The following is a 21437-nucleotide window of genomic DNA, read 5'->3' as shown; positions in this document are numbered from 1 at the left end:
GGCGCATCGCATTCAGCTTAGCGCCTTAAGAGGCAGGTGCAGCGCTGCGCTGCACGGCTGCCAGCAAGGCCGTGGCACTGGCGCCACGGCAATCCACAACCTGTTGGGCCCCGGCGGCCCTGGCCTGCTCGGCAACCCGAGGGCTGGGCACGAACAGCGGCAGACGCGCCAGCTGCGGCCAATCGGCGCCGGCCATCTGCTGCAAGTGTTCAAAACCCTGCCCACTGCTGACCACCAGGCCATTGAGGCGTTCCGCTTCGATGCGGCGCATCAGGGTGCCCGCCGGGTAAGCCGGCAGGCAGCGACGATACAGTTCCAGATAATCGACACTAGCACCTTGCTCTGCAAGACGCTCTGCCAGCAGTTCGCGACCTCCGACGCCACGAACGATCAAGACCCGCGGTGCCGGCACGGCAACTGCCTGGCGCAGGGCTGGCAGCGCCAGCAACGCTTCGCTGTCATCGCCACGTGGGGGGAAGCTCACCGCCAGGCCCGCACCCTGCAGCACGGCGGCGGTTGCCTCGCCCACAGTGAACCAGCCTTGCACGGGTGGCTGCAGGCCGGCATCGGCCAGTTGCTCAAGCAACAACCGGGCTGCCGGCTTGCTGACCACGATGATCGCCTGGAAGCCCTGCAGGCCTTCCAGCAACAGGCGTTGCTGGTTATCCACAGCGACGGGCTCGATTGCCAACAGCGGCAGGCAGCTGCTGGCTACCCCCGCCGCTGCTAGGCTTTGCGCCAGTGCCGCACAGTCCTCGGCAGGCCGGGTCAGCAACAGGCGCCATTGGCTCACGGGTGGCCGGCCTCGCCGTAGACTTCCTTGAGAATGGCCTCGGCGCCCTGCCCCAGCAGGTCCTCGGCCACCTGCATGCCCAGGGTTTCGGCGGCAGTACGTGGGGCGCGGGCATCGGCCACCAGCAGGGTACCGCCGCTGGGCTGGCCGACCAGGCCACGTAGCCACAGCTGGTCACCTTCCAGCACCGCATAGCAGGCAATCGGTACTTGGCAGCCACCATTCAGGCGTTTGTTCAGGGCGCGTTCGGCCACCACCCGGTCGGCAGTATCGGCATGGTGCAGCGGCGCCAGCAGCGCGTGGATTTGCTGGTCGGCGCTGCGGCATTCGATGCCCACCGCGCCCTGGCCGCCAGCCGGCAGGCTGTCATCGACGCTGATGGTGGAGGTGATGCGGTCTTCGAAGCCCAGGCGGATCAAGCCGGCGGCGGCGAGGATGATGGCGTCGTACTCACCGGCATCCAGCTTGGCCAGGCGGGTGTTGACGTTGCCGCGCAGGAAGCGGATTTGCAGGTCCGGGCGACGCGCCAGCAACTGGGCCTGGCGACGCAGGCTGGAGGTACCGACGATGCTGCCGGCAGGCAGCGCATCAAGGCTGTCAAAGGTATTGGAAACAAAGGCATCCCGCGGGTCTTCGCGCTCGCAGATGCAATACAGGCCCAGGCCTTCGGGGAAGTCCATGGGCACGTCCTTCATCGAATGCACGGCGATGTCGGCTTCGTTGTCCAGCAGGGCGGTTTCCAGTTCCTTGACGAACAGGCCCTTGCCACCAATCTTTGCCAGCGGCGCGTCGAGCAGCTTGTCGCCACGGCTGACCATGGGCACCAGGGTCACCAGCAGACCGGGGTGGGCCTGCTCGAGGCGGGCTTTGACGTATTCGGCCTGCCACAGGGCCAAGGCACTTTTACGGGTGGCAATGCGGATTTCGCGAGTGGACATGGAACGCCCCGATCCAGAGAAATGCTGTCGATGATAACAGCATCGCCGGTATCGCTAGCAGATGTGGATCAGGATCCTGTGCTTACCTGTACCGCCCAATCGCCGGCAAGCCAGCTCCCACAGAAGCCGTGCAAGGCTCAAGGCTGACGCTATACCTGTGGGAGCTGGCTTGCCGGCGATTGGGCCGGTACAGGCTCAGAGGGTTTGCATCATCTTGCGCACACCGGCCACATGGCGCCGGCTGACGGTCAGGGCGTCACCGTCCAGGCCTTTCAGGTATAGCTGGAAATGCCCCAGCGGCGTGCGCTGCAGGCGTTCGATACGCTCGCGGGCGACCAGCGCATTGCGGTGGATACGCACGAAGCGTTCGCCAAACTCGTCTTCCAGGGCCTTGAGCGGCTCGTCGAGCAGTACTTCCCCGGCCTCGTGGCGCAAGGTCACGTATTTGTGATCGGCAATGAAATAGATCACCTGGGGCAAAGGGATCAGCTCGATGCCTTTGCGCGTGCGGGCACTGATGTGGCTACGCGGGCCGCCGCCTTCATTGGCCGGCCTGGTGAGCGCCGCCAATTGGGCGCGGTTGGGCTTTTCAGCCTTGCGCAAGGCATCGCGCAAGGCCTGGGCCTGGAAAGGTTTGGTCACATGGCTGAGGGTACTGTCCTTGAAAGCCTCGGCACCGTATTCATCGTCCCCGGTGCAAAACACCACCGCCGGCGGCGCCTCGCGCTCGCACAGGCGAGCAGCAACCTGCAGGCCGTCCAGGCCTGGCATGCCGATGTCCAGCAGGACCACATCGGGCTTGAGGCTTTCGATCAGCGCCAAGGCCTCCTCGCCGTTGGTGGCGCTAGGCTCCAGCACGGTGTAACCCTCCAGTTCGCCGAGCAGCCGGCTAAGGCGCTCACGGCCTTGGGGTTCGTCATCAACGATCAGGACATTCATAATTGCGCTGGATTCCTGAATGAGTCTCGCACAGGTATAGCGTAGACAGGTATGGTTCGAGCGACACTAAGGTCACGCTCTAGACCGGTGCGATGGCCAAAGATTCACTCGGCCGGCAGATTCACTGCCAGTCCTCTGTCCAACTGTAGACGGTCCGTGGAACACTGCCGTTCATTCCTGCAAATCCTTCTCTATCGTTTTCCGCGCATTTCTCTCGACCAGCGCCCTGCGGCGGCCAGCCCAAACCCTGCTATCATCGGCGCCACTTTTTCGTTCACGCCTGCAATGAGTGAATCCATGAGCACCGACAAGACCAATCAGTCCTGGGGCGGCCGCTTCAGTGAGCCCGTCGACGCATTCGTCGCCCGTTTCACCGCCTCGGTCGATTTCGACAAGCGCCTGTACCGTCACGACATCATGGGTTCGATCGCCCATGCCACCATGCTGGCGCAGGTCGGCGTGCTCAGCGATGCCGAGCGCGACACCATCATCGATGGCCTGAAGACCATCCAGGGCGAGATCGAGGCTGGCACCTTCGACTGGCGTGTCGACCTCGAAGACGTGCACATGAACATCGAGGCACGCCTGACCGACCGTATCGGCATCACTGGCAAGAAGCTGCACACCGGCCGTAGCCGCAACGACCAGGTGGCCACCGACATTCGCCTTTGGCTGCGCGACGAAATCGACCTGATCCTGGCCGAAATCACCCGCCTGCAGCAGGGTCTGCTGGAGCAGGCCGAGCGTGAAGCCGAGACCATCATGCCCGGCTTCACCCACCTGCAGACGGCCCAGCCGGTCACCTTCGGCCACCACCTGCTGGCCTGGTTCGAAATGCTCAGCCGCGACTACGAGCGCCTGGTCGACTGCCGCAAGCGTGCCAACCGCATGCCCCTGGGCAGCGCCGCGCTGGCAGGCACCACTTACCCGATCGACCGTGAGCTCACCTGCAAGCTGCTGGGCTTCGAAGCCGTGGCCGGCAACTCGCTGGACGGCGTGTCGGACCGCGACTTCGCCATCGAATTCTGCGCCGCCGCCAGCGTGGCGATGATGCACCTGTCGCGCTTCTCCGAAGAGCTGGTGCTGTGGACAAGCGCGCAGTTCCAGTTCATCGACCTGCCAGACCGCTTCTGCACCGGCAGCTCGATCATGCCGCAGAAAAAGAACCCGGACGTGCCGGAACTGGTACGTGGCAAGAGCGGCCGTGTGTTCGGCGCCCTGACCGGCCTGCTGACCCTGATGAAAGGCCAGCCGCTGGCCTACAACAAGGACAACCAGGAAGACAAGGAACCGCTGTTCGACGCCGCCGACACCCTGCGCGACTCGCTGCGTGCCTTTGCCGACATGATCCCGGCAATCAAGCCCAAGCACGCCATCATGCGTGAAGCGGCCCTGCGCGGTTTCTCCACCGCCACCGACCTGGCCGACTACCTGGTACGCCGTGGCCTGCCGTTCCGTGACTGCCACGAGATCGTGGGTCACGCAGTGAAGTATGGCGTGGACACCGGCAAGGACCTGGCCGAAATGAGCCTGGACGAACTGCGCCAGTTCAGCGACCAGATCGAGCAGGACGTGTTTGCCGTGCTGACCCTGGAAGGCTCGGTGAATGCCCGTAACCACATTGGTGGTACCGCACCGGCGCAGGTGCGTGCGGCCGTCGCCCGCGGCAAGGCGCTGCTGGCTTCGCGTTAAGGCCCATTGCGAGGGCTTCGCCCTCGTTCGCGGGCACGCCCGCTCCCACAGGTACATCGTTTCCCTGTGGGAGCGGGCGTGCCCGCGAAGGGTCCAACACCAGACTCAGCGCTTGCCGCTGCGAATCATCTCCATGAAGGCCGGCATCGCCGCCTCCTTGTCCGCCACGATCCGCGCCATGTGCGGGTTGTCGCCCATCAGCTGCAGCAACGCCTTGGCCTGCGGGAAGTCCGCCAGGAAGTCGATGTTCAGCACCTTCTTGCCCACCGCGCAGGCCAGGTCGACCGAGAAGCAGAACATCAGGTCTGCCAGGGTCAGTTGCTCACCCGCCACATAGGGTGCGAAGCGGCCGTTACGCTTGAGCGTGGCAAAACCGGCCAGCAGGTCGGCGCGGGCTTTTTCCTTTATCAGCGGCTCGACCTGCATACCAAAGAAAGACTCGGCATAGCAGGTACGCGCCGGCAGCTCGATGTACAGCTCGATTTCCTTGAGCAGCTCACGCACCTTGGCCTGCCCGAACGGGTCGGCCGGCAGCAGCGCCTTGCCGCCCTGGGTCTGCTCGATATAGTCGAGGATCACGCTGGTTTCGCTGAGGAAGCCGTGTTCGGTCTGCAGCACCGGCACCTTGCCTCGCGGGCTCACTTCCAGCGCCTGTGGCGCCTGGCCGCCATAGAAGGTGACTTCCTCGAAGGGCAGGCCTTTTTCCAGCAGGGCCAGCTTGACCATGTTGTAGTAGTTGCTGACCGAGAATCCATGAAGCTTGAGCATGAGGTAACAGCCTCCAGGCCGTAAGGGGTTGGCCCGGCTTTTATAGACCGTACGCCCGTTCCTGACCAGCGTCATGCGCCCCGTCAATGCCCGGGCATTGCCGCCACAGGCGTGGCACACTGTGCATCCCATCACAGGAGTACCGCCATGAGCGAGCCCACCGACATCGACAATGACGACGACGAAGCCTTCGCCGAGGCAACGCTGACCCAGGCCATCGAGAACCAGATCGAAAGCGGCGACCCGGCGGCGGCGAAAGCCACGTTCAACAAACTGACCCTGGTCGGTTACGAGCGCGAAGACATTCTCAACCTGATGGCCCATGTACTGGCCTTCGAAATTGACAACATGCTGATGGACGACCGCGAGTTCGACCGCGAGTGGTACGAAAATGCCCTGCGCGCGCTGCCGGAACTGCCGCCTGAGATGGATCAAGGCGAGGACGAATAACCCGGCTACACTCGAAGGTCAGGCACCGTAGAACGGTGCCGTCATCCTTGTCTGGAAGTCAGGAGTCGCCATGCCTTTTACCCCCGATCTGATCGCTGAACTGGAAGTCCTTTCGCTGTTCAAGCACGACAGCAGCCAGGAAGGCATCAAGATTCACAAGAACGCTTCCCCCGACCTGGTAGCCGCCGCGCAACGCCTGCATGAAAAGGGGCTGACCGATCAACCTGATGGCGGCTACCTGACCAGCCTGGGTCATGACGCTGTCGAAAGTGTCCAGTTGCTGCAGAACATTCTCAAGGCGCCACAGCCGGCCTGAACTCATAATGCCAAGGGCTGCCTTGCAGCCCATCGCCGGCAAGCCGGCTCCCACAGGTACTGCAAATGGCTTGAAGCAGATGCGGTCGGGGTGGGAGCTGGCTTGCCGGCGATGGGCCGCAGCGCGGCCCCAATCAGTTGGCCGCGGCCCTGCGCCTTTCCGCCAGGCGCGAGCGCCCGTACAGGAACACGATGGCCAGCAAGGCCAGCGCCTGCGCCGAAAGCGAGTAGGCGTCAGCGTGAATCCCCAGCCAGTCGAACTCGAAGAACGCCACCGGCCGCGTTCCAAGTACCCCGGCCTCTTGCAACGCCTTCACACCATGCCCGGCGAACACCACCGACAAGGCACATAGCAGCGCGGCGTTGATGCTGAAGAACAGCGACAGCGGCAGCTTGGCCGAGCCACGCAGGATCACCCAGGCCAACCCCACCAGCAGCACCAGCGCCGTGGCACCACCCGCCAGCACCGCCTGGTGCCCGGCTGGGCCGGCCTGCAGCCACAGGGTTTCGTAGAACAGGATCACTTCGAACAGTTCGCGGTAAACCGAGAAGAACGCCAGCACGGCAAAACCGAAGCGTCCGCCACCACTGACCAGGCTGCTCTTGATGTAGTCCTGCCAGGCGGCGGCATGGCGGCGGTCGTGCATCCACACGCCAAGCCACAGCACCATCACCGCGGCGAAAAGCGCCGTGCAGCCTTCCAGCAGTTCGCGCTGGGCGCCACCGACATCGATCACGTAGGCTGCCAGCGCCCAGGTTGCGAAACCAGCCACCAACGCCAGGCCCCAGCCGATGTTGACGCTGCGCACCGCCGACTGCTGGCCGGTATTGCGCAGGAAGGCCAGGATCGCCGCCAGCACCAGAATCGCCTCCAGGCCTTCGCGCAGTAGGATCAGCAAGCCGGATACAAAGCTCAGCGACCAGCTCAGGCCATCGCTGCCCAGCAGTTTGGAAGCCTGCTCGAGCTTGGCCTTGGCTTCGCTCAGGCGTTGCTCGGCCTGGGCCACGGGCAAGCCGTCCTGCAGCGACTGACGGTAGGCCATCAGCGATTTTTCGGTGTCCTTGCGCGCCTGGGTGTCGATGTTGTCCAGCGAGCTTTCCACCAGCTCGAAGCCTTCCAGGTAGGCCGCCACTGACAGGTCATAGGCTTGGTCGTGATCACCTGCGCGGTAGGCCGCCAGGCTCTTGTCCAAGGTGCTCGCAGTGTATTCGAGCAATTGCGCCGGGCCACGCTTGACCTGTGGCGGCTGGGCGCGCTGGGCGCGGAACGCCTCCACGGCCGTGGCACCTTCGCTGGCGGCAACTTCGGCCGGGGTCTGGCGGGCCAGGTCGGCGATGTTCCAGGCCTTGTCGCCTTTGCCGGCTTCTGGCTTGGCGGTGAAGCTGGCGATATAGGCAGCCACATCCCAACGCTGGCGGTCGTCCAGCTGGTCGGCAAAGGAAGGCATCTCGGTGCCATCGATGCCCAGGGCCAGGGTGTTGTAGAGGTCGAACAGGCTCAACTGGTCGAGGCGCGAAACATCGCGCAGGTTGGCGGGTGCAGGCTCCAGGCCCACGCCGGCCGGGCCGTCGCCGGCGCCAGTGTCGCCATGGCAGATCGAGCAGTTTTGCGCATACAGCGAAGCGCCGCGGGCCGGGTCCGGGGTAATCACTGGAGCCTGGCTGACCTCGTAGGCCACCGCCAGGCGTGCGCCCAGCTGGCGGGCCTGCCTGGCAACAGCCGGGCCGTCCTGGCGCTGGTCGATGGCTTGGCGCAGCGCCTGGACGCCCTGCTCCAGGGCTGCTTGTTCAGCATGCGCAGGCAGGCCCTTGACCAGGTCGGCCAATACCGCGCTGAACTCCTGCTGCTCGCGGTATTCACCATCGTCGATCACCTTGCCGCCTTGCACGGTGGGCGGGTAGTCGGCGCCAATGTAGTCCAGCAGGTGCAGGGCCTTGGTGGCCTCGGCGGGGGCTTCGGCCAACGCCAGGGTGCTGCACAGCGCCAGCACCGGGCCGAGCAATATAACCGGCAGCCAGGCAAGCAGACGGGAACGGGTTTTCATGGCCAGTCTCGAAGGGAATGCGAAAGAGAACATTGTTCACTCCCACTTTGCTTCACTCAAGGGCGCCGGGCGGATTTCATGAAAAATCTTGGTACAAATCAGATGAAGAGGGGGGATGCGCTGAACCTGTGGGAGATTCTGTCTTGTGTTGCCTGCCCACAGGTATTGCACATGGCTTGAGGGAGATGCGGTTGAGGTGGGAGCTGGCTTGCCGGCGATAAAGGTTGCGCCGATGTCACTGGAAACACCGGGTACCAATTGATTGGTTATTCGCAGATCCATAGCCACTAGCCTGAGGAGCAAACCATCAGGAGACAGGGAACATGGATCGCCCCCACTCAGACCAGTTACGGCTTGGCCGTTTTTCGGAAACCAGTCGATTGTATCTGCTTACCAGCACAACCCTTGACCGGGCCCCAATATTCAATGACTTTCGCTCGGCCCGCTTGCTGGTTGCCGAGTTGCGCCAGGCTGAAGAGGAAGGTGCCGTCAGATCGCTGGCCTGGGTGGTGATGCCAGATCATTTTCATTGGCTGGTCGAGCTTGGACCGGGCAGCCTGAAGCGCTTGATGCGCAGGGTGAAATCTCGCAGCACCATGATGATCAACAGGCATCAAGGGCGAAGCGGCCAGCTCTGGCAGAAGGGATTTCATGACCGGGCATTGCGCCGGGAGGATGATGTGCAGGCGATGGCGCGGTACATCGTCATGAATCCGAAGCGGGCAGGATTGGTCGCGAGGGTGGGGGATTATCCGCATTGGGATGCAATTTGGCTTTGATGGGGCTTTGCCTGTCAGGGCCCTATCGCCGGCAAGCCAGCTCCCACAGGGTACACATCAGGCCTGTGGCAGGCGCTGACCTGCCTGAGCCTCATCGCCGGCAAGCCAGCTCCCACAGAGTACTCATCAAGCCTGTGGCAGGCGCTGACCTGACTGGGCCTCATCGCCGGCAAGCCAGCTCCCACAGAGTACTCATCAGGCCTGTGGCAGGCGCTGACCTGCCTGGGCCTCATCGCCGGCAAGCCAGCTCCCACAGAGTACTCATCAGGCCTGTGGCAGGCGCTGACCTGCCTGGGCCTCATCGCCGGCAAGCCACACAGGTAAGTCACAGGACTCGATAGCAGTGGCGTACAGGTGTGGGAGCTGGCTTGCCGGCGATGGGCCGCACAGCGGCCCCGGGGTCTTTAGGGTTATTGAAGAACCTTGTTCATCCCCCGCTCCATATCATCAATCAAAGCCTTGGCCATCTCGCTTAGTATCCGCGCAGCGCTACCGGCAATGCGGTCGTTTTCCATTTCCGCTTCGGTGGTCAGGTGGCGAATACAGCCCAGCAGCACAGATAGCTGCGAGAAAGCATGGCTGAACGGCACATTTGGCTGCAGGCGGAACAAGTCGAAGGTTTCCACACCTGCGGTTGCAGAGTCTCTTGGATCATCGCTCATCGGGTCGCTCCTTGATCGTGGCGGGTTGCATGGGTGCGGTCGCACACGGCATTGATCAGGCGGCAGAGCAATCGAATATTCATGCCCATGGCATTGCGCATGTCGCCAGGAGGGTTGTCGAGCAGGACTGTGGTGGTGTGGTCGATGGTCAGGGTGATGGCGCTGATCAGCACTTCGCAGTCTTTGGGGCTGAGTGGATCGATTAGTGAGAGCGCGGGAGGGTCGAGTAGAAGCAGATCGGTAACTGGTGGATCGGGGACGAGCTTGTTCATGGCGGAACTCCGTATGGGGGATTGAACTGCTCTCCTCCTTGTCTCACGAAGTTGGGTGGCAGTCGTGTACGGTGTGAGACACGGGACATACGGTAACCCCGGCCAGGCCGAAGCCTGTCCGCACACGACCGCCATAAAGCGGTGCTACCGAATGAAATCCGGGTGTCTCACGCCCGATCGCCTTGCGAGGCGACCCCGCGACAGTATTCCGGGAACACTTTCCAGCCAAGACAGCACCTTCCGACAGGTGCTGTAGGATAATTCGACAGGGCGTCCGAACTGAAGCATTTGGTTTCTAGTTCGGAAATGTCTTACAGCTCTAGAACCTAGGCGAGGGCTTTGCCCTCGATCGCCGGCAAGCCAGCTCCCACATGGTCCGCACCAACTTCGAGGCATGCACAAGCCAGCTTCCACATGGTCCGTACCAATTTCAAGGCATGCACAAGCCGGCTATCACAGGTGGACCACAGGTCTCAAAAGCGGTGGAGTACCTGTGGGAGCTGGCTTGCCGGCGATTGGGCCTCAAGGCTTGGCGGTGCCCTTCCACCCCCCACCCAACGCCAGGAACACACCAATCTGCCCTTGAGCCACTTGGCTATTGGCCGCTGCCAGCTGCGCGCGCATGTCGGTATAGGTCCGCGTCGCCTGCAGGTCGGCCAGGAACGATTCACGCCCCGCCTGGTAATACCGGTGCGTTTGGTCCGCCGCTTCCTTGGCCGACTTCTCCGCCTCGGCCAGCGCGTCACGCCGGTCCAGCAGGGCGCTGTACTGCGCCAGGCGGGTCTGGGTCTCGCGAATGGCGTTCAGCACTACCCCATCAAAATTCGCCAGGGCTGCCTGGGTCGAGGCTTCGGCCATGCGAATGCGGGCACGGGTGCCATTGGTGGGGATGGTCCAGCTGATCTGCGGGCCGAAGCCCCAGCGGTTGGTCGCCGGCTCGCCAAGGTTCTCGAGGATACCAATGGTGCCAACCTGGGCGCCGATGCTGATGTCGGGGTACAGGGCGCCGGTGGCCACGCCGATGTAGGCAGTGGCAGCGGCCAGCTGCCGTTCGGCCTGGCGCACGTCTGGACGGCGCTTGAGCAACGCCGCTCCATCGCCCACCGGGACCAGCTGGCTCAGGTGCGGCAGCTCGGCACAATCGGCAGTGCCGGCAGGCAGCTGATCGACCGGTTTGGCCAACAAAGCGGCCAGTGTGTACATGCCAGTCTCGCGCTCTGCCTTGAAGCGTGGCAGTTCGGCACGCAAGGATTTGAACTGGGTCTGCGAGCGGGTGACCTGGGTTTCGTCGCCACGCCCGGCATCACGCAGGCGCTGGTTAAGCTTCACGCTCTGCTCCTGCAGGTCGAGCGACTCGCGGGCAATGTGGTATTCCTCGTTGGCCGAGCACACCTGGGTGTAGGCCTTGACCACATCCGCCACCAGGGTGATGCGGGCGGTATCGGCGGCGGCCTGCACTGCGTCGGCATTGGCCTTGGCCGCCTCGGTGCCACGCTTGAAAGTACCCCACAGGTCGAACTGGTACGAAGCACTGATGATGGCTTCGCCGATGTTGGCCACCGGCACTTTCTCTGGCAGCAGGAAGGCCTCGCCCGATTCCTGCAGGCGCTGGGCGCCAAGTTTGACGCCGCCGTTGAAGCCACCTTGCGACTCAGCCACTTCGACCTGGGCGCGCGCCTTGGCAATGTTGGCGGCAGCCACGCGCAGGTCGGTGTTGGCACTCAGGGCCTGGCGCACCAGCTCGTTCAGCCGTTGATCCTGATACAGCTGCCACCAGTCCTCAGGCACCGGTGCCGATACCACGCTGTCGGCATCCTGGCGCAGCGGGCCGTTGAGGTCGCTGCGTTGCACCGCCGCGTCCTTCGGCACCTCATAGTCGGGGCCGACCATCATGCAGGCCCCCAACGACAGGCACAGCCCCGCCAGGATCAGCTGCTTCATGGGCGCTGGCCCTCGATGATCGACACCGTGGCGGTTCGCCCGGCAATCATGCGGAAGTCTTGCGGCACTTCATCAAAGGCGATGCGCACCGGAATACGCTGGGCCAGGCGCACCCAGCTGAATGCGGGGTTGACGTTGGGCAACAGGTTGGCACCACTGCTGCGGTCGCGGTCTTCGATGCCGGCGGCAAAGCTTTGCACGTGGCCACGCAGGCGGGTGTTGTCGCCCATGACGCGAATGTCCACGGCATCGCCGATGTGGATACCGCCAAGCTTGGTTTCCTCGAAGTAGCCATCGACGTGGTACGAGGCGCTGTCGACCACCGACAGCACCGGGCGGCCGGCGGTGACGAATTCGTGATTACGCGGTGCTCGGTCGTTCAGGTAACCGTCCACCGGGCTGCGCACCACCGAGCGGTCGAGGTTGAGCTGGGCGGTATCGACGGCCACCTGCGCTTCGCTGACGGCGGAACGGGCACGGGCCTCGCGGGACTGGCTTTCTTCCAGCTGTTCGGCGGCCACCAGGTTGCCCAGCTTGCGGTTGCGCTGCGCTTCGCGGGAGGCCTGGGCCAGGGTTTCCTGGCGCTCACCCAGGGTCGCCTTGGCCTGGCGCAGGGCCAGGGTGAAGCGGTCCTGGTCGATGGTGAACAGCACATCGCCGCGCTTGACGGTCTGGTTGTCACGCACCTCGACCTTCTGGATCAGCCCGGACACGTCCGGGGCAATCTGGATCACGTCGGCGCGGATGTGGCCGTCGCGGGTCCAGGGGGCGAACATGTAGTACACCACCATCTGCCACACGAGCACGGCGGCGAAGGTCACTACCAGCAAGGTCAGGACCACACGGCCCAGGGTCAGCAAAGGTTTTTTCATGGCAGCATCAGGTTTCGGCAAAAGTGGTCCACCGCACCAAGCAGCACGGCATACAGAGCAACGTTGAACAACGCCCGGTGCCAGACCAGGCGGTAGAAATGCAGGCGCACCAGCACCGCGTGCACCCCGAGGAACAGCAGGTAGGTGCCAAACATCATCACCAGCAGCGTGGGCAGGAATACCCCGCTGATATCCAGTTCACCAATCACAGGGGCGCTCCGTCGAGGCCGGGGGGCAGTTGCGGTTGTTCGGCTGGCTCGAGCATCACCTCCACGCCCGGCAGCAGCGCCAGGCGCAGGCCGCTCAGCGCGTGCAGCAGGTGGGTACGGGCATCGCCGCGCTCGTACAGCTCATCCAGGTTCAGCGCCAGGCGCGCGCGCTCCATGTTGCGCAGCAGCGCGGCCGGGGCGTGCAGGCGCTCGCCGGCGCGCAGGCAGGCGGCATAGTGCGCGCCGACTTCCTCGACTACCGTGTTCAGGCGCTCACGAGCCTGCTGCCCGGCACGCGGCATGTAGGCCAGCAGGTCGAGCAGGTTCAACCCCACGCGCAGGTCGCGCAGTGCCACGCCGCTGTCCTGCCCGGTTTGCGACAAGCGCGGCAGGTGCTGCATCAGGCGGTCGAGCATCTGCACACCGACCTGGCGGTGCTCGGCCAGGGTGGCCGGCTCGGTCATTTCGACGATGTCGCGCCAGGCGAAGCGGGTCATGCGCTTGGCTGCCAGCTCCACGCCGAACGGGCGCATCACCAAGGTCCAGATGAAGGCGAACAGCAGCCCCACGGGGCCGGCCAGGTTGGAATTGAGGAAGGTGAAGAAGTCAGCATCGTAGGCGCCCTGGATGCTGATGAAGGTCGAGGTGTTGACGATGGTCAGCAAGGTACCCAGGTAGAAGCGCGGCTGCACGGTCAGGGTGCCAACGCAGATGAATGGCACGGCGAAGGCCAGCACCAGCATCGGGAAGTCGTGCAGGTTGGGCAGCACCAGGAACAGGTACAGGCTGGAGAAGATGACCGACATCAGCGTCCAGAAGAAGAACCTGTAGATCTGCGGCGCCGGGTCGTCCATGGCGGCGAAGAAGCTGCACGACACGGCGGCGAGGATCACTGCGCTGGCGCCGTCGTTCCAACCCAGGCCAATCCATAAGCCGCAGGCGACAACGATCGCCAGCACGGTTGAGGCCACCGAATACAGCATCAGGCCACGGTCGAAGAACGCCGTCAGGCGACCCAGGCGCCAGTGGCGGTACACCGCGCGCCAGGGTTTGGAATCGTCGCTGCGCAGGGCATGTTGCAGGCTGCAGCAGTCCTGCCACAGGTCGGCCCATTCGGTCAGGCGATACAGGGCGTTGGACAGCAGCAGTTCGGCGCGCTGGTCGAGGGCAGCGGCGCCGGGCTGCAGGCGCTCGATCTGTTCGTGCAGGGCGGTCCAGCGGGCGACGGAGGCGCTGTCGACGGTGCCCTTGAGCCATTCGCGGGCGGCATCGAGCAACGGTTGCAACTGGGCGAACTGTGCCGGGGCGCGGCCTTCGAGGGCGACCAGGGCGTCGTCGAGGGCATCGATCACGGGCAGCAGGTGGATCATGCGCCCGCGCAACTCGCGGGCATTCTTCAGGGTGTGCGGACCGGCGCCTTCATGGCCGAGCTGGCCGATCATCAGCTCCAGCGAGTTGAAGGTGGCGACCATCGCCCCGCGCATGCCGCCAACCTGGTCTGCGCTGGCCTGGCGGGCCAGGTAGGTGTCGCTGTAGCGGATCGCTTCGGTGAACCAGCTACCAGTGGCACCGACTACAACTGGCGCCAGCCGCCGTGGCCAGAAGATCGCCCCGACCACCGCCGCACAGACGATCCCCAGGCAGATTTCCTGGGCGCGGGAAGACGCCACATCGAACACAGCAAGCGGGTTGTCGACCACCGCCAGGGCAATCATCGGCAAGGTGTAGCCGGCCAGCATCAGCACATAGTTGTTGGCGGTGCGCAGGTTCAGCGAAAGGAACAGCAAGGTGCCGGTCCACAGGGCGATGGCGATGCTCAGCAGCAACGGCGACTGCACCAGCGGTGGTACCAGGAAAATCGCCCCGCCGGCACCGAGCAGCGTGCCCACGGCACGGTACAGGGCCTTGGAGCTGGTGGGGCCAAGGAACGGGCTGGAGACGATGTACACCGTGGCCATGGCCCAATAGGGGCGCGGCAACTGCATGAGCAGGGCGATGTACAGGGCGATCATGGAGGCGGCAAAGGTACGCACGCCATAGAACCAGTCGCGGGCCGGGGGCACCGAGCTGAAAAAACCGTTCATGCTGCCCCGCCTGTGTTGCCCAGGCCGGCGGCTTCGAAGGCACGCAGCACGCGCAAGGCGGCTTCCAGGTCGGCCTGGTCGATGCCATGCAGCACCTCGCGGCGCAGGCGCACCAGCTCGGCTTCGATGGACTCGGCCAGGGTGCGGCCTTCGGCGGTCAGGCTCAGGGCCTTGGCGCGGCGGTCCAGCGGGTCTTCGCTGCGGCATACCAGGCCAGCCTTGCACAGTTGGTCGAGCAGGCGCACCAGCGATGGGCTTTCCAGGCCGGCGGCCTGGGCCACGGCCACCTGATGCACGCCGTCACCCAGGCGCACGATCATCAGCAACGGCGCGGCGCAGGCCTCGGAAATGCCGTAACCGGTCAGGGCGGTATGGCAGATGCGCCGCCAATGGCGCGCGGCAACCACCATGCCACTGCTGACTTGCAGGCGCAGGAGATCAAGGGACATGACAGGAACCAAGGATATTCATAGTTTGCTAACTATCAATATACGCCTGTGCCTCCCCCTGTCGTCAACCGGGGGTGACGGATAGCCTGGGTGAAATGTTGTTCATGCTTTTGTCTTACTGGCCCTTTCGCGGGCTTGCCCGCTCCCACAGGGACCTCACAGGACCTGAAATTTGTGCAATTCCTGTGGGAGCGGGCGAGCCCGCGAAAGGGCCCGGACAAGCAGCAGCAAATTCAGGGCTGTATCTGGTCTTCCAGCTTCATGGTCAAGGCCAATGTACTGCCCATCTGCACCGCCCGGTCACGCCACTCCTGGTAGCGGCCCTCGTCACGGCTGCTGAAGTGCACCGCCAGCTCTTCGGCCGCCTGTACCACCCCCGCAGCTGCCGCCAGCTCCAGCCAGTACAGCGCGGCCTTGAGATCAGCCTCCACGTACAGCCCATGCATCAGCCGGTAGCCCACCTCGAAACGGCAGCGTGCCTCGCCCTGCTCGGCCCCGCGCAGGAACCACTGGTAGGCCTGTACCAGGTCGACCTGCCACTGCAGGCCGCCATCACACACCTCTTCCTCGTACAGGTCACCCAGCGCGGCAGCGGCATGCAGCATGCCCCGCTCGAAAGCCTGCCGGTAGCACTCCGCCGCCTGCATGTAAGAGGGCTCGATGCCTTTGCCGAAGTAATGTTGCTGCCCAAGGTTGAACCATGCCGCGGCATTGCCTTGCAGGGCCGCCATGCGCAACAGGTGGCCGGCCAACACTGTGTCAGCACGCCAGTATTTGCCGTTGAGCCAGATCCAGCCAAGGTCGTTGAGCGCCGCCACGCTGCCTTGCAAGGCCTGGCGGCGCAGGTCGACGTACACCGCCTGCAGGTCGCTGGCTTCGTCCAGGCGGCTGACCAGCAGCGAGCGCTGGCTGGGCAACCCTATCCCGGCAAACAGTCGCTGTCGCCTCCCGACAGCGGCCGGTGGGGCAATGACCCGCTCGGGCAAAAGGCGGGCAAGCAGCGAATGGATATTGCTGGCAGCAGACATGTTCATCCTCATTGAACGACACACAACCCCAACCTTCGGCTGTGATGAGGCGTGATTCTGCGTGACGTAACGTCAAAACCTGTCGCGAACGATTCGGCGCCAGGCAACCAAATGCGACTTCCTTGATCTGAGCAGGCTGTGGCCAATTGCCATGCCCCACGCCTGCCGCCATCCTATTGCGGCAAGCCTAGACAAGGACGTTATCTTTTGCCGTTCGCCACAACTCGCGCCACCCTCAGCCGACAGTGGGCGCTGCTGCGCCAGTTGCCCAGCCGCTCCCCAGGCATTACCAGCGCCGAATTGGTCTGGCGCCTGCGTGACGTGGGCTTCACTGTCAGCAAACGCACTGTCGAGCGTGATCTCAATGAGCTGTCGCTGATATTTCCGCTGGAGCGCAATGACAAGAGCATCCCGTTTGGCTGGCATTGGTCGGCGAGCGCAGTGGGCGACTTGCGCGGCAATTTCGACTTGTTGACGCACCTGCGCGGTGATGCGCTGCAACCGGCTCGGGGTGAGGGGGTGGAGTTGGTGGCGCGGATCAGCGATACGCTCGCGCGGCAGTTGCGGGTTGCGCCGTTGAGTAGCGACATGCAGCTGACGGCGTTGGAGCACGGGCATCGGTTGCAGGCCACGGTGAGTGACGGCTGGCCACTGCGCTGGTGGCTGTTGAGCCATGGCGATGGGGTGGTGGTTGAGCAGCCGGGCGGCTTGCGGGAGGAGATTGGCAAGATCCTGAGCAATGCGGCGGCGCAGTACCAGAATTTTTAGCCTGTGCTGGCCTCTTCGCGGGCTTGCCCGCTCCCACAGGTACTCTACAGATTCTGAAGTGTGTGGTTTTCCTGTGGGAGCGGGCAAGCCCGCGAAGAGGCCGGCACAGGCATACCAGTTAGAGCTGCATGCCCCAGCGCCGTACCGTCAGCCGCTCGAGGGTATTGAACACCAGCCCTTCCACCAGCAAGCCGATCAGGATCACCACCGCCAACCCGGCAAACACCTTGTCGGTGTACAGCTCGTTGCGGTTCTGGAAGATGTACCAACCCAACCCGCCTTTGCCACTGCTGGCCCCGAACACCAGTTCGGCAGCGATCAGTGTGCGCCAGGCGAATGCCCAGCCGATCTTCAGCCCCGAGAGGATCGACGGCAACGCCGCCGGCACCAGGATATGCAGCACCAGCCGCAGCCCTTTCAGGCCGTAATTGCGCCCGGCCATGCGCAGGGTTTCCGACACGCCGAGAAAGCCCGCATAGGTGTTCAGCGCCAGCGCCCATAGCACCGAGTGCACCAGCACGAAGATCAGGCTGTTGTCGCCCAGCCCGAACCACAGCAAGGCCAGGGGCAACAAGGCAATCGCCGGCAACGGGTTGAACATCGAGGTCAGGGTGCCCAGCAGATCGCGCCCAAGCTGGGTCGACACCGCCAAGCTGGTGAGGCCGAAGGCCAGGATGATCCCCAGCAGGTAACCCTTGAGCAGAATCACCAGCGACACGCCAACCTTGGCCGGCAGCTCACCGCTGACCAGGCCGTCCCACAGCGCCGTGGCCGTCTGCAGGAAGGTTGGTAGCAGCAGATCGTTGCCCTGGTAGCGGGCAATGGCCTCCCACAGTACGGCGATCACCAGCAGGATGACCGCCTTGCGCAACCAGCCGTGCTGCCACAGGCGCTGAGCCAATGGCAGGTTGCGTTCCACAGGCACACTGAGCAAAGGCTCCAGCTGCACCTCGTATTCCTGGCGTACAGGTGTAGTGGTCATGGCTGAAGCTCCTGTCAGTAGGCGATACGGATATCGTTGAAACCAAGATCGTCGGGCTGTTCGGGGGCATCCACCTCATCGAACAGCAAACGATGGATGCGCCGGGCACTGGCCTGGAAGTCGCTGCCACCCAGGCTGCCCAAGTCGTACTGGTGGCTGTGCACTTCGGCGCGCACCCGCCCTGGGTGGGGCGACAGCAGCAGGATGCGGTTGCCGACCACCAGAGCCTCTTCGATGGAGTGGGTAACGAACAGCAGGGTAAAACGCACCTCCTCCCACAGCAGCAGCAGTTCTTCCTGCATCTTGCGCCGGGTCAGCGCATCAAGTGCCGCGAACGGTTCGTCCATCAGCAGGATCTTCGGCTGCGTGGCCAAGGCCCGGGCAATCGCCACGCGCGCTTTCATACCGCCCGACAGGGTGTGTGGGTAGGCATCGGCGAAGGCGGCCAGGCCGACTTTTTCCAGGTAGTGCAGCGCCCGCTCCTCGGCCTCGGCGCGTTTCAGCTGGCCCGACACCAGCAGAGGGAACATGACGTTCTGTTTCACCGTCTTCCATGGCGGCAGCTGGTCGAACTCCTGGAACACCACGATGCGGTCGGGGCCTGGGCCGCTGACTGGCTGACCTTGCAGCAGAATCTGCCCTTCCTGGGGCGAGATGAACCCGGCCACGGCCTTGAGCAAGGTGGACTTGCCGCAGCCGGAGGGGCCGAGCAGCACGAAGCGGTCGGCACGGTCGACTTCGAAGCTGACCTGGTGGGTGGCCCGCACCACGCGTTGCGCGGTGCGGTATTCGAGGCTGAGGTTATCCACCTTGAGCAAAGGCGGCGTTGCGACACGGCTCAGGTTGCTGGCCGTGTGGCCTGGCAATGGGGCGGTCATGATCGGTCAGCTCCCCTGCAGTGGGCGTTCATCCTGGAAGAAGTAGTCCTTCCACGATTCCGGCTTGTGCTTGATGGCGCCTACCCGATAGAGGAAGTCGGCCAGCTTGTAGGTGTTCTTTGGCGTGACGGTGAATTCGTACTGCGGGTTGTCGATCAGCTTGATCAGTGTGTCGCGGTCGATCTTGGCCTTGGTCACGCGGATGTAGGTGTCGGCGGCGGCCGCCTTGTCCTTCTGGGCGAAGTCCGCGGCTTCGGCCAACGCATCGACGAAGGCCTTGTAGGTCTTGGGGTTGTCCTTGCGGAATTTTTCGGTGGCGAACAGCAAGGTCGGCGAGTTGGGGCCGAGCAGGTCGTAGCTGTTGAGCATCACGTGCACGTTCTTGTTGGCCAGCACCTGGTCCTGGAACGGCGGGTTGGAGAAGTGCCCGTTGAGTTCGGTGCCGCCGGCCAGCAGCGCGGCAGTGGCATCCGGGTGCGGCACGGCCAGGGTGTACTTGTCGAGGCGGTTGTATTCCTTGTCGCCCCATTGCTGGGCGGCGGCGTATTGCAGGAAGCGCGACTGCACCGAAACGCCTACCGCCGGCACGGCGATGCGGTCCTTGTCGGAGAGGTCGGCAATGGTCTTCACGTTGGGGTTGCTGCTGACCAGGTAGTACGGGAAGTTGCCCAGCGAGGCCACGGCCTTGACGTTCTGTCGGCCCTTGGTGCGGTCCCACACGGTCAACAGTGGGCCGACGCCGGCACCGGCGATGTCCACCGAACCGGACAGCAGTGCGTCGTTGATGGCCGAACCACCCGACAGCTGTGCCCAATCGACTTCGATGTCGATGCCCTGCTCCTTGCCATGTTTTTCGATCAGATGCTGGTCACGCACTACGTTCAGCAGCAGGTAGACGATACCGAACTGTTCGGCGATGCGAATCTTGCCTTCTGCTTGCGCCGCGGCGGGGGCCGCCAGGCTGCCGACGACCAGGCTTGCGCCCAAGCCGATGCTTGCCGCCAGGCGGCTGATGGATTTACGCATGATGGGTTTCCTCAGTCGTCAGAACGGGGCATCGCCCTGGATGGTGGTGCGGTAAAGCTTGCGCCGCAGGTGTGCGGGGCAGCCGGTGGCCAGGTGGATCAGCGAGCGGTTGTCCCAGAACACCAGGTCGTGGGGCTGCCACTGGTGGCGGTAGATGTTCTGCTCAAGCACGCTCAGGGCATACAGCTGTTGCAGCACGTCGCGGCTTTCGTCACTTGGCAGGCCGACGATACGGGTGGTGAAGCCTTCGCTGACGAACAGCGCCTTGCGGCCGTTTTCCGGGTGGGTACGCACCACCGGGTGGATGACTTCCTGTACCTGCGCCAGCTGCTCGGCGCTCAGGGTCGGGCGCCAGTTGCCTTCGAACTTGGTCTCGGCATAACGGGCGGTGTAGGAGTGAGCGGCACTGCGGCCCTCGACCACGTTGCGCAGGGCCGCGGGTACGGCGTCCCAGGCCTTGTGCATGTCGGCGAACAGGGTATCGCCGCCCTCGTCGGGCAGTTCCTGGGCATGCAGCATGGAGCCAAGGCTGGGCAGTTCCTTGTACGACAGGTCCGAGTGCCAGAACTTGCCGGCATCACCCAGGCCGATGTTCTGGCCGTTTTCGATGATGTTGGAAACGATCAGGATCTCGGGGTGGCCGGCGAGCAGGAACTGCTTGAGCACATGGATCTGCAATGGGCCGAAGCGGCGGCTGAAGGCGATCTGCTGGTCGGGGCTGATGCGCTGGTCGCGGAACACCAGCACATGGTGGTCGAGGTGGGCGCGATGGATACGGGCGAAATCCTCGGCGTTGACCGGTTTGGCCAGGTCCAGGCCGATGATCTCGGCGCCTACGGCACCGGAGAACGGGCGGATTTCGAAGCGTTGCGGCTGGGCGCTGTCGATGATCGACAAGGCGTTCGAGGCGGCTGACATTTTTCACTCCCACGCAGTGCGCGACTTCAATGGCGCGCAACGATCAGAAACGCACGGGGATTTCCCGTGTGGGTTCAAGTCGTGCGGCGCATCGATTGGTCGACGGGTACGCAGTGGAAGTAACTATAAAGTCATAAGAGCTTTATTTTAAATACCGTTAAAGAATAACCATAGCACTGCTGTCAGGGGCGCTACGCAATCAGATCAAGCCGCCCTGCTCTTCTTCATCGATGAGGTTGTTCAGGCTGCTGAGCGCCTTGCGCGCTGTAGAACGGTTGAGCAGCTTGGCCTGCGCACCGGGGGGCAGGTCGGTGATCTTGAACACACCCTTGGCGGTCAGTACATCGATCAGGTCCTCGAGCACGCGGATCATGTCGAGGTCGCTTTGCTTGAGCTGGTTGAGGCTGTTTTCCACCGCGTCATCGGCAAACCATTCCTGGATATCGGCATGGTCGGCGGGGAGCATTTCGGTGAACTGGTCAAAAGCGGCTGCTTCGACCCGCTGCAACTGGCCAGCGGCGTCGCGTTGCACGTAGAACATGGCGGTGCCCCTCGTCACATTGGTTCCTGGGTGGTAGACAGCAGCATAGGCAAAGATCACCGGGCACGCAGGCCCGGCGCCAGAGTAT

The 21437-nt window shown here is 63.7% G+C and carries 23 protein-coding genes; 5 read left to right on the top strand and 18 right to left on the bottom strand.

Going from position 1 to position 21437, the window contains the following annotated elements:
* Positions 1–25: 25 nt before the first annotated feature.
* The 3 genes from ABX298_RS11465 to ABX298_RS11455 form a co-directional block, all read right to left on the bottom strand.
* Positions 26–793, bottom strand: coding sequence for a uroporphyrinogen-III synthase (locus ABX298_RS11465; RefSeq protein ID WP_317409547.1), 768 nt, complete (start codon positions 791–793; stop codon positions 26–28).
* Positions 790–1731, bottom strand: coding sequence for a hydroxymethylbilane synthase (hemC, locus tag ABX298_RS11460; protein ID WP_367394400.1), 942 nt, complete (start codon positions 1729–1731; stop codon positions 790–792). Before hemC ends, ABX298_RS11465 begins: the two co-directional genes overlap by 4 nt.
* 195 nt (positions 1732–1926) lie before the next feature.
* On the bottom strand, positions 1927–2670 hold the full coding sequence (locus ABX298_RS11455) for a LytTR family DNA-binding domain-containing protein (protein ID WP_015268539.1): 744 nt from the start codon (positions 2668–2670) through the stop codon (positions 1927–1929).
* 297 nt (positions 2671–2967) lie between these two features.
* Between ABX298_RS11455 and argH the strand changes: the two genes are divergently transcribed.
* The gene (gene argH, locus ABX298_RS11450; protein ID WP_025337274.1) at positions 2968–4362 is read left to right on the top strand and encodes an argininosuccinate lyase; all 1395 of its coding nucleotides are present in this window, start codon (positions 2968–2970) and stop codon (positions 4360–4362) included.
* Positions 4363–4467: 105 nt separating this feature from the next.
* Here the strand turns inward: argH and ABX298_RS11445 are convergent, their stop codons facing one another.
* Positions 4468–5130 (bottom strand): glutathione S-transferase, encoded by a 663-nt coding sequence (locus ABX298_RS11445; RefSeq protein WP_025337273.1) that lies wholly within the window; start codon positions 5128–5130, stop codon positions 4468–4470.
* 147 nt (positions 5131–5277) lie between these two features.
* Here ABX298_RS11445 and ABX298_RS11440 point away from each other — a divergent pair, with 147 nt between their 5' ends.
* Together ABX298_RS11440 and ABX298_RS11435 are read left to right on the top strand one after the other, a co-directional pair.
* Positions 5278–5580 carry a hypothetical protein gene (locus tag ABX298_RS11440; RefSeq protein ID WP_075044278.1) on the top strand — a complete coding sequence of 101 codons (303 nt, stop codon included), beginning with the start codon at positions 5278–5280 and terminating at the stop codon, positions 5578–5580.
* A 70-nt stretch (positions 5581–5650) separates the two neighbouring features.
* Entirely contained in the window at positions 5651–5896 is a 246-nt protein-coding gene (locus tag ABX298_RS11435) for a TIGR02647 family protein (RefSeq protein WP_075044277.1), read from the top strand.
* Between the two features lie 133 nt (positions 5897–6029).
* On the opposite strand, the gene ABX298_RS11430 is transcribed toward ABX298_RS11435, so the two are convergent.
* A complete protein-coding gene (locus tag ABX298_RS11430; RefSeq protein WP_367394399.1) occupies positions 6030–7973 on the bottom strand; it encodes an FTR1 family protein in 1944 nt (647 codons plus the stop codon).
* Positions 7974–8263: 290 nt separating this feature from the next.
* Between ABX298_RS11430 and ABX298_RS11425 the strand changes: the two genes are divergently transcribed.
* A complete protein-coding gene (locus ABX298_RS11425) occupies positions 8264–8719 on the top strand; it encodes a transposase (protein WP_075044275.1) in 456 nt (151 codons plus the stop codon).
* Positions 8720–9129: 410 nt separating this feature from the next.
* Here ABX298_RS11425 and ABX298_RS11420 read toward each other — a convergent pair whose 3' ends face one another.
* The 8 genes from ABX298_RS11420 to ABX298_RS11385 form a co-directional block, all read right to left on the bottom strand.
* Positions 9130–9381: a DUF3077 domain-containing protein gene (locus ABX298_RS11420; protein ID WP_023662451.1), complete on the bottom strand. Its 252-nt coding sequence runs from the start codon at positions 9379–9381 to the stop codon at positions 9130–9132.
* The gene (locus tag ABX298_RS11415) at positions 9378–9653 is read right to left on the bottom strand and encodes a hypothetical protein (RefSeq protein ID WP_075044274.1); all 276 of its coding nucleotides are present in this window, start codon (positions 9651–9653) and stop codon (positions 9378–9380) included. The genes ABX298_RS11420 and ABX298_RS11415 overlap by 4 nt, the downstream gene beginning before the upstream one ends.
* Before the next feature lie 522 nt (positions 9654–10175).
* Positions 10176–11594: a TolC family protein gene (locus tag ABX298_RS11410; RefSeq protein ID WP_317409541.1), complete on the bottom strand. Its 1419-nt coding sequence runs from the start codon at positions 11592–11594 to the stop codon at positions 10176–10178.
* Positions 11591–12466 (bottom strand): HlyD family secretion protein, encoded by an 876-nt coding sequence (locus ABX298_RS11405; RefSeq protein WP_010951565.1) that lies wholly within the window; start codon positions 12464–12466, stop codon positions 11591–11593. Before ABX298_RS11405 ends, ABX298_RS11410 begins: the two co-directional genes overlap by 4 nt.
* Positions 12463–12675: a DUF1656 domain-containing protein gene (locus ABX298_RS11400; RefSeq protein WP_003255905.1), complete on the bottom strand. Its 213-nt coding sequence runs from the start codon at positions 12673–12675 to the stop codon at positions 12463–12465. Before ABX298_RS11400 ends, ABX298_RS11405 begins: the two co-directional genes overlap by 4 nt.
* Positions 12672–14759, bottom strand: a complete 2088-nt coding sequence (locus tag ABX298_RS11395; protein ID WP_025337267.1) for an FUSC family protein — start codon at positions 14757–14759, stop codon at positions 12672–12674. The genes ABX298_RS11400 and ABX298_RS11395 overlap by 4 nt, the downstream gene beginning before the upstream one ends.
* Positions 14756–15208, bottom strand: coding sequence for a MarR family winged helix-turn-helix transcriptional regulator (locus ABX298_RS11390; protein ID WP_025337266.1), 453 nt, complete (start codon positions 15206–15208; stop codon positions 14756–14758). The genes ABX298_RS11395 and ABX298_RS11390 overlap by 4 nt, the downstream gene beginning before the upstream one ends.
* Before the next feature lie 233 nt (positions 15209–15441).
* On the bottom strand, positions 15442–16236 hold the full coding sequence (locus ABX298_RS11385; RefSeq protein WP_025337265.1) for a tetratricopeptide repeat protein: 795 nt from the start codon (positions 16234–16236) through the stop codon (positions 15442–15444).
* A 207-nt stretch (positions 16237–16443) separates the two neighbouring features.
* On the opposite strand from ABX298_RS11385, the gene ABX298_RS11380 reads away from it, so the two are divergent.
* Entirely contained in the window at positions 16444–17004 is a 561-nt protein-coding gene (locus tag ABX298_RS11380; RefSeq protein ID WP_025337264.1) for a WYL domain-containing protein, read from the top strand.
* 118 nt (positions 17005–17122) lie between these two features.
* Here the strand turns inward: ABX298_RS11380 and ABX298_RS11375 are convergent, their stop codons facing one another.
* The 5 genes from ABX298_RS11375 to ABX298_RS11355 form a co-directional block, all read right to left on the bottom strand.
* Positions 17123–17986, bottom strand: a complete 864-nt coding sequence (locus tag ABX298_RS11375) for an ABC transporter permease (RefSeq protein ID WP_367394398.1) — start codon at positions 17984–17986, stop codon at positions 17123–17125.
* 14 nt (positions 17987–18000) lie between these two features.
* Complete coding sequence (locus ABX298_RS11370; RefSeq protein ID WP_025337263.1) at positions 18001–18864, bottom strand: ABC transporter ATP-binding protein; 864 nt, start codon at positions 18862–18864, stop codon at positions 18001–18003.
* A gap of 6 nt (positions 18865–18870) precedes the next feature.
* Positions 18871–19890: an ABC transporter substrate-binding protein gene (locus tag ABX298_RS11365; protein ID WP_367394397.1), complete on the bottom strand. Its 1020-nt coding sequence runs from the start codon at positions 19888–19890 to the stop codon at positions 18871–18873.
* 18 nt (positions 19891–19908) lie between these two features.
* Complete coding sequence (locus tag ABX298_RS11360; RefSeq protein ID WP_367394396.1) at positions 19909–20808, bottom strand: TauD/TfdA dioxygenase family protein; 900 nt, start codon at positions 20806–20808, stop codon at positions 19909–19911.
* A 199-nt stretch (positions 20809–21007) separates the two neighbouring features.
* Positions 21008–21349 (bottom strand): tryptophan synthase subunit beta, encoded by a 342-nt coding sequence (locus ABX298_RS11355; RefSeq protein ID WP_367394395.1) that lies wholly within the window; start codon positions 21347–21349, stop codon positions 21008–21010.
* Positions 21350–21437: the final 88 nt, after the last annotated feature.

This window comes from Pseudomonas sp. X4 (genome assembly GCF_040784925.1).
In the GTDB taxonomy this organism is placed as follows: domain Bacteria; phylum Pseudomonadota; class Gammaproteobacteria; order Pseudomonadales; family Pseudomonadaceae; genus Aquipseudomonas; species Aquipseudomonas putida_Z.
The sequence above is the reverse complement of the archived record's forward strand: the minus strand, read 5'-3'. Positions and strand labels throughout refer to the sequence as shown.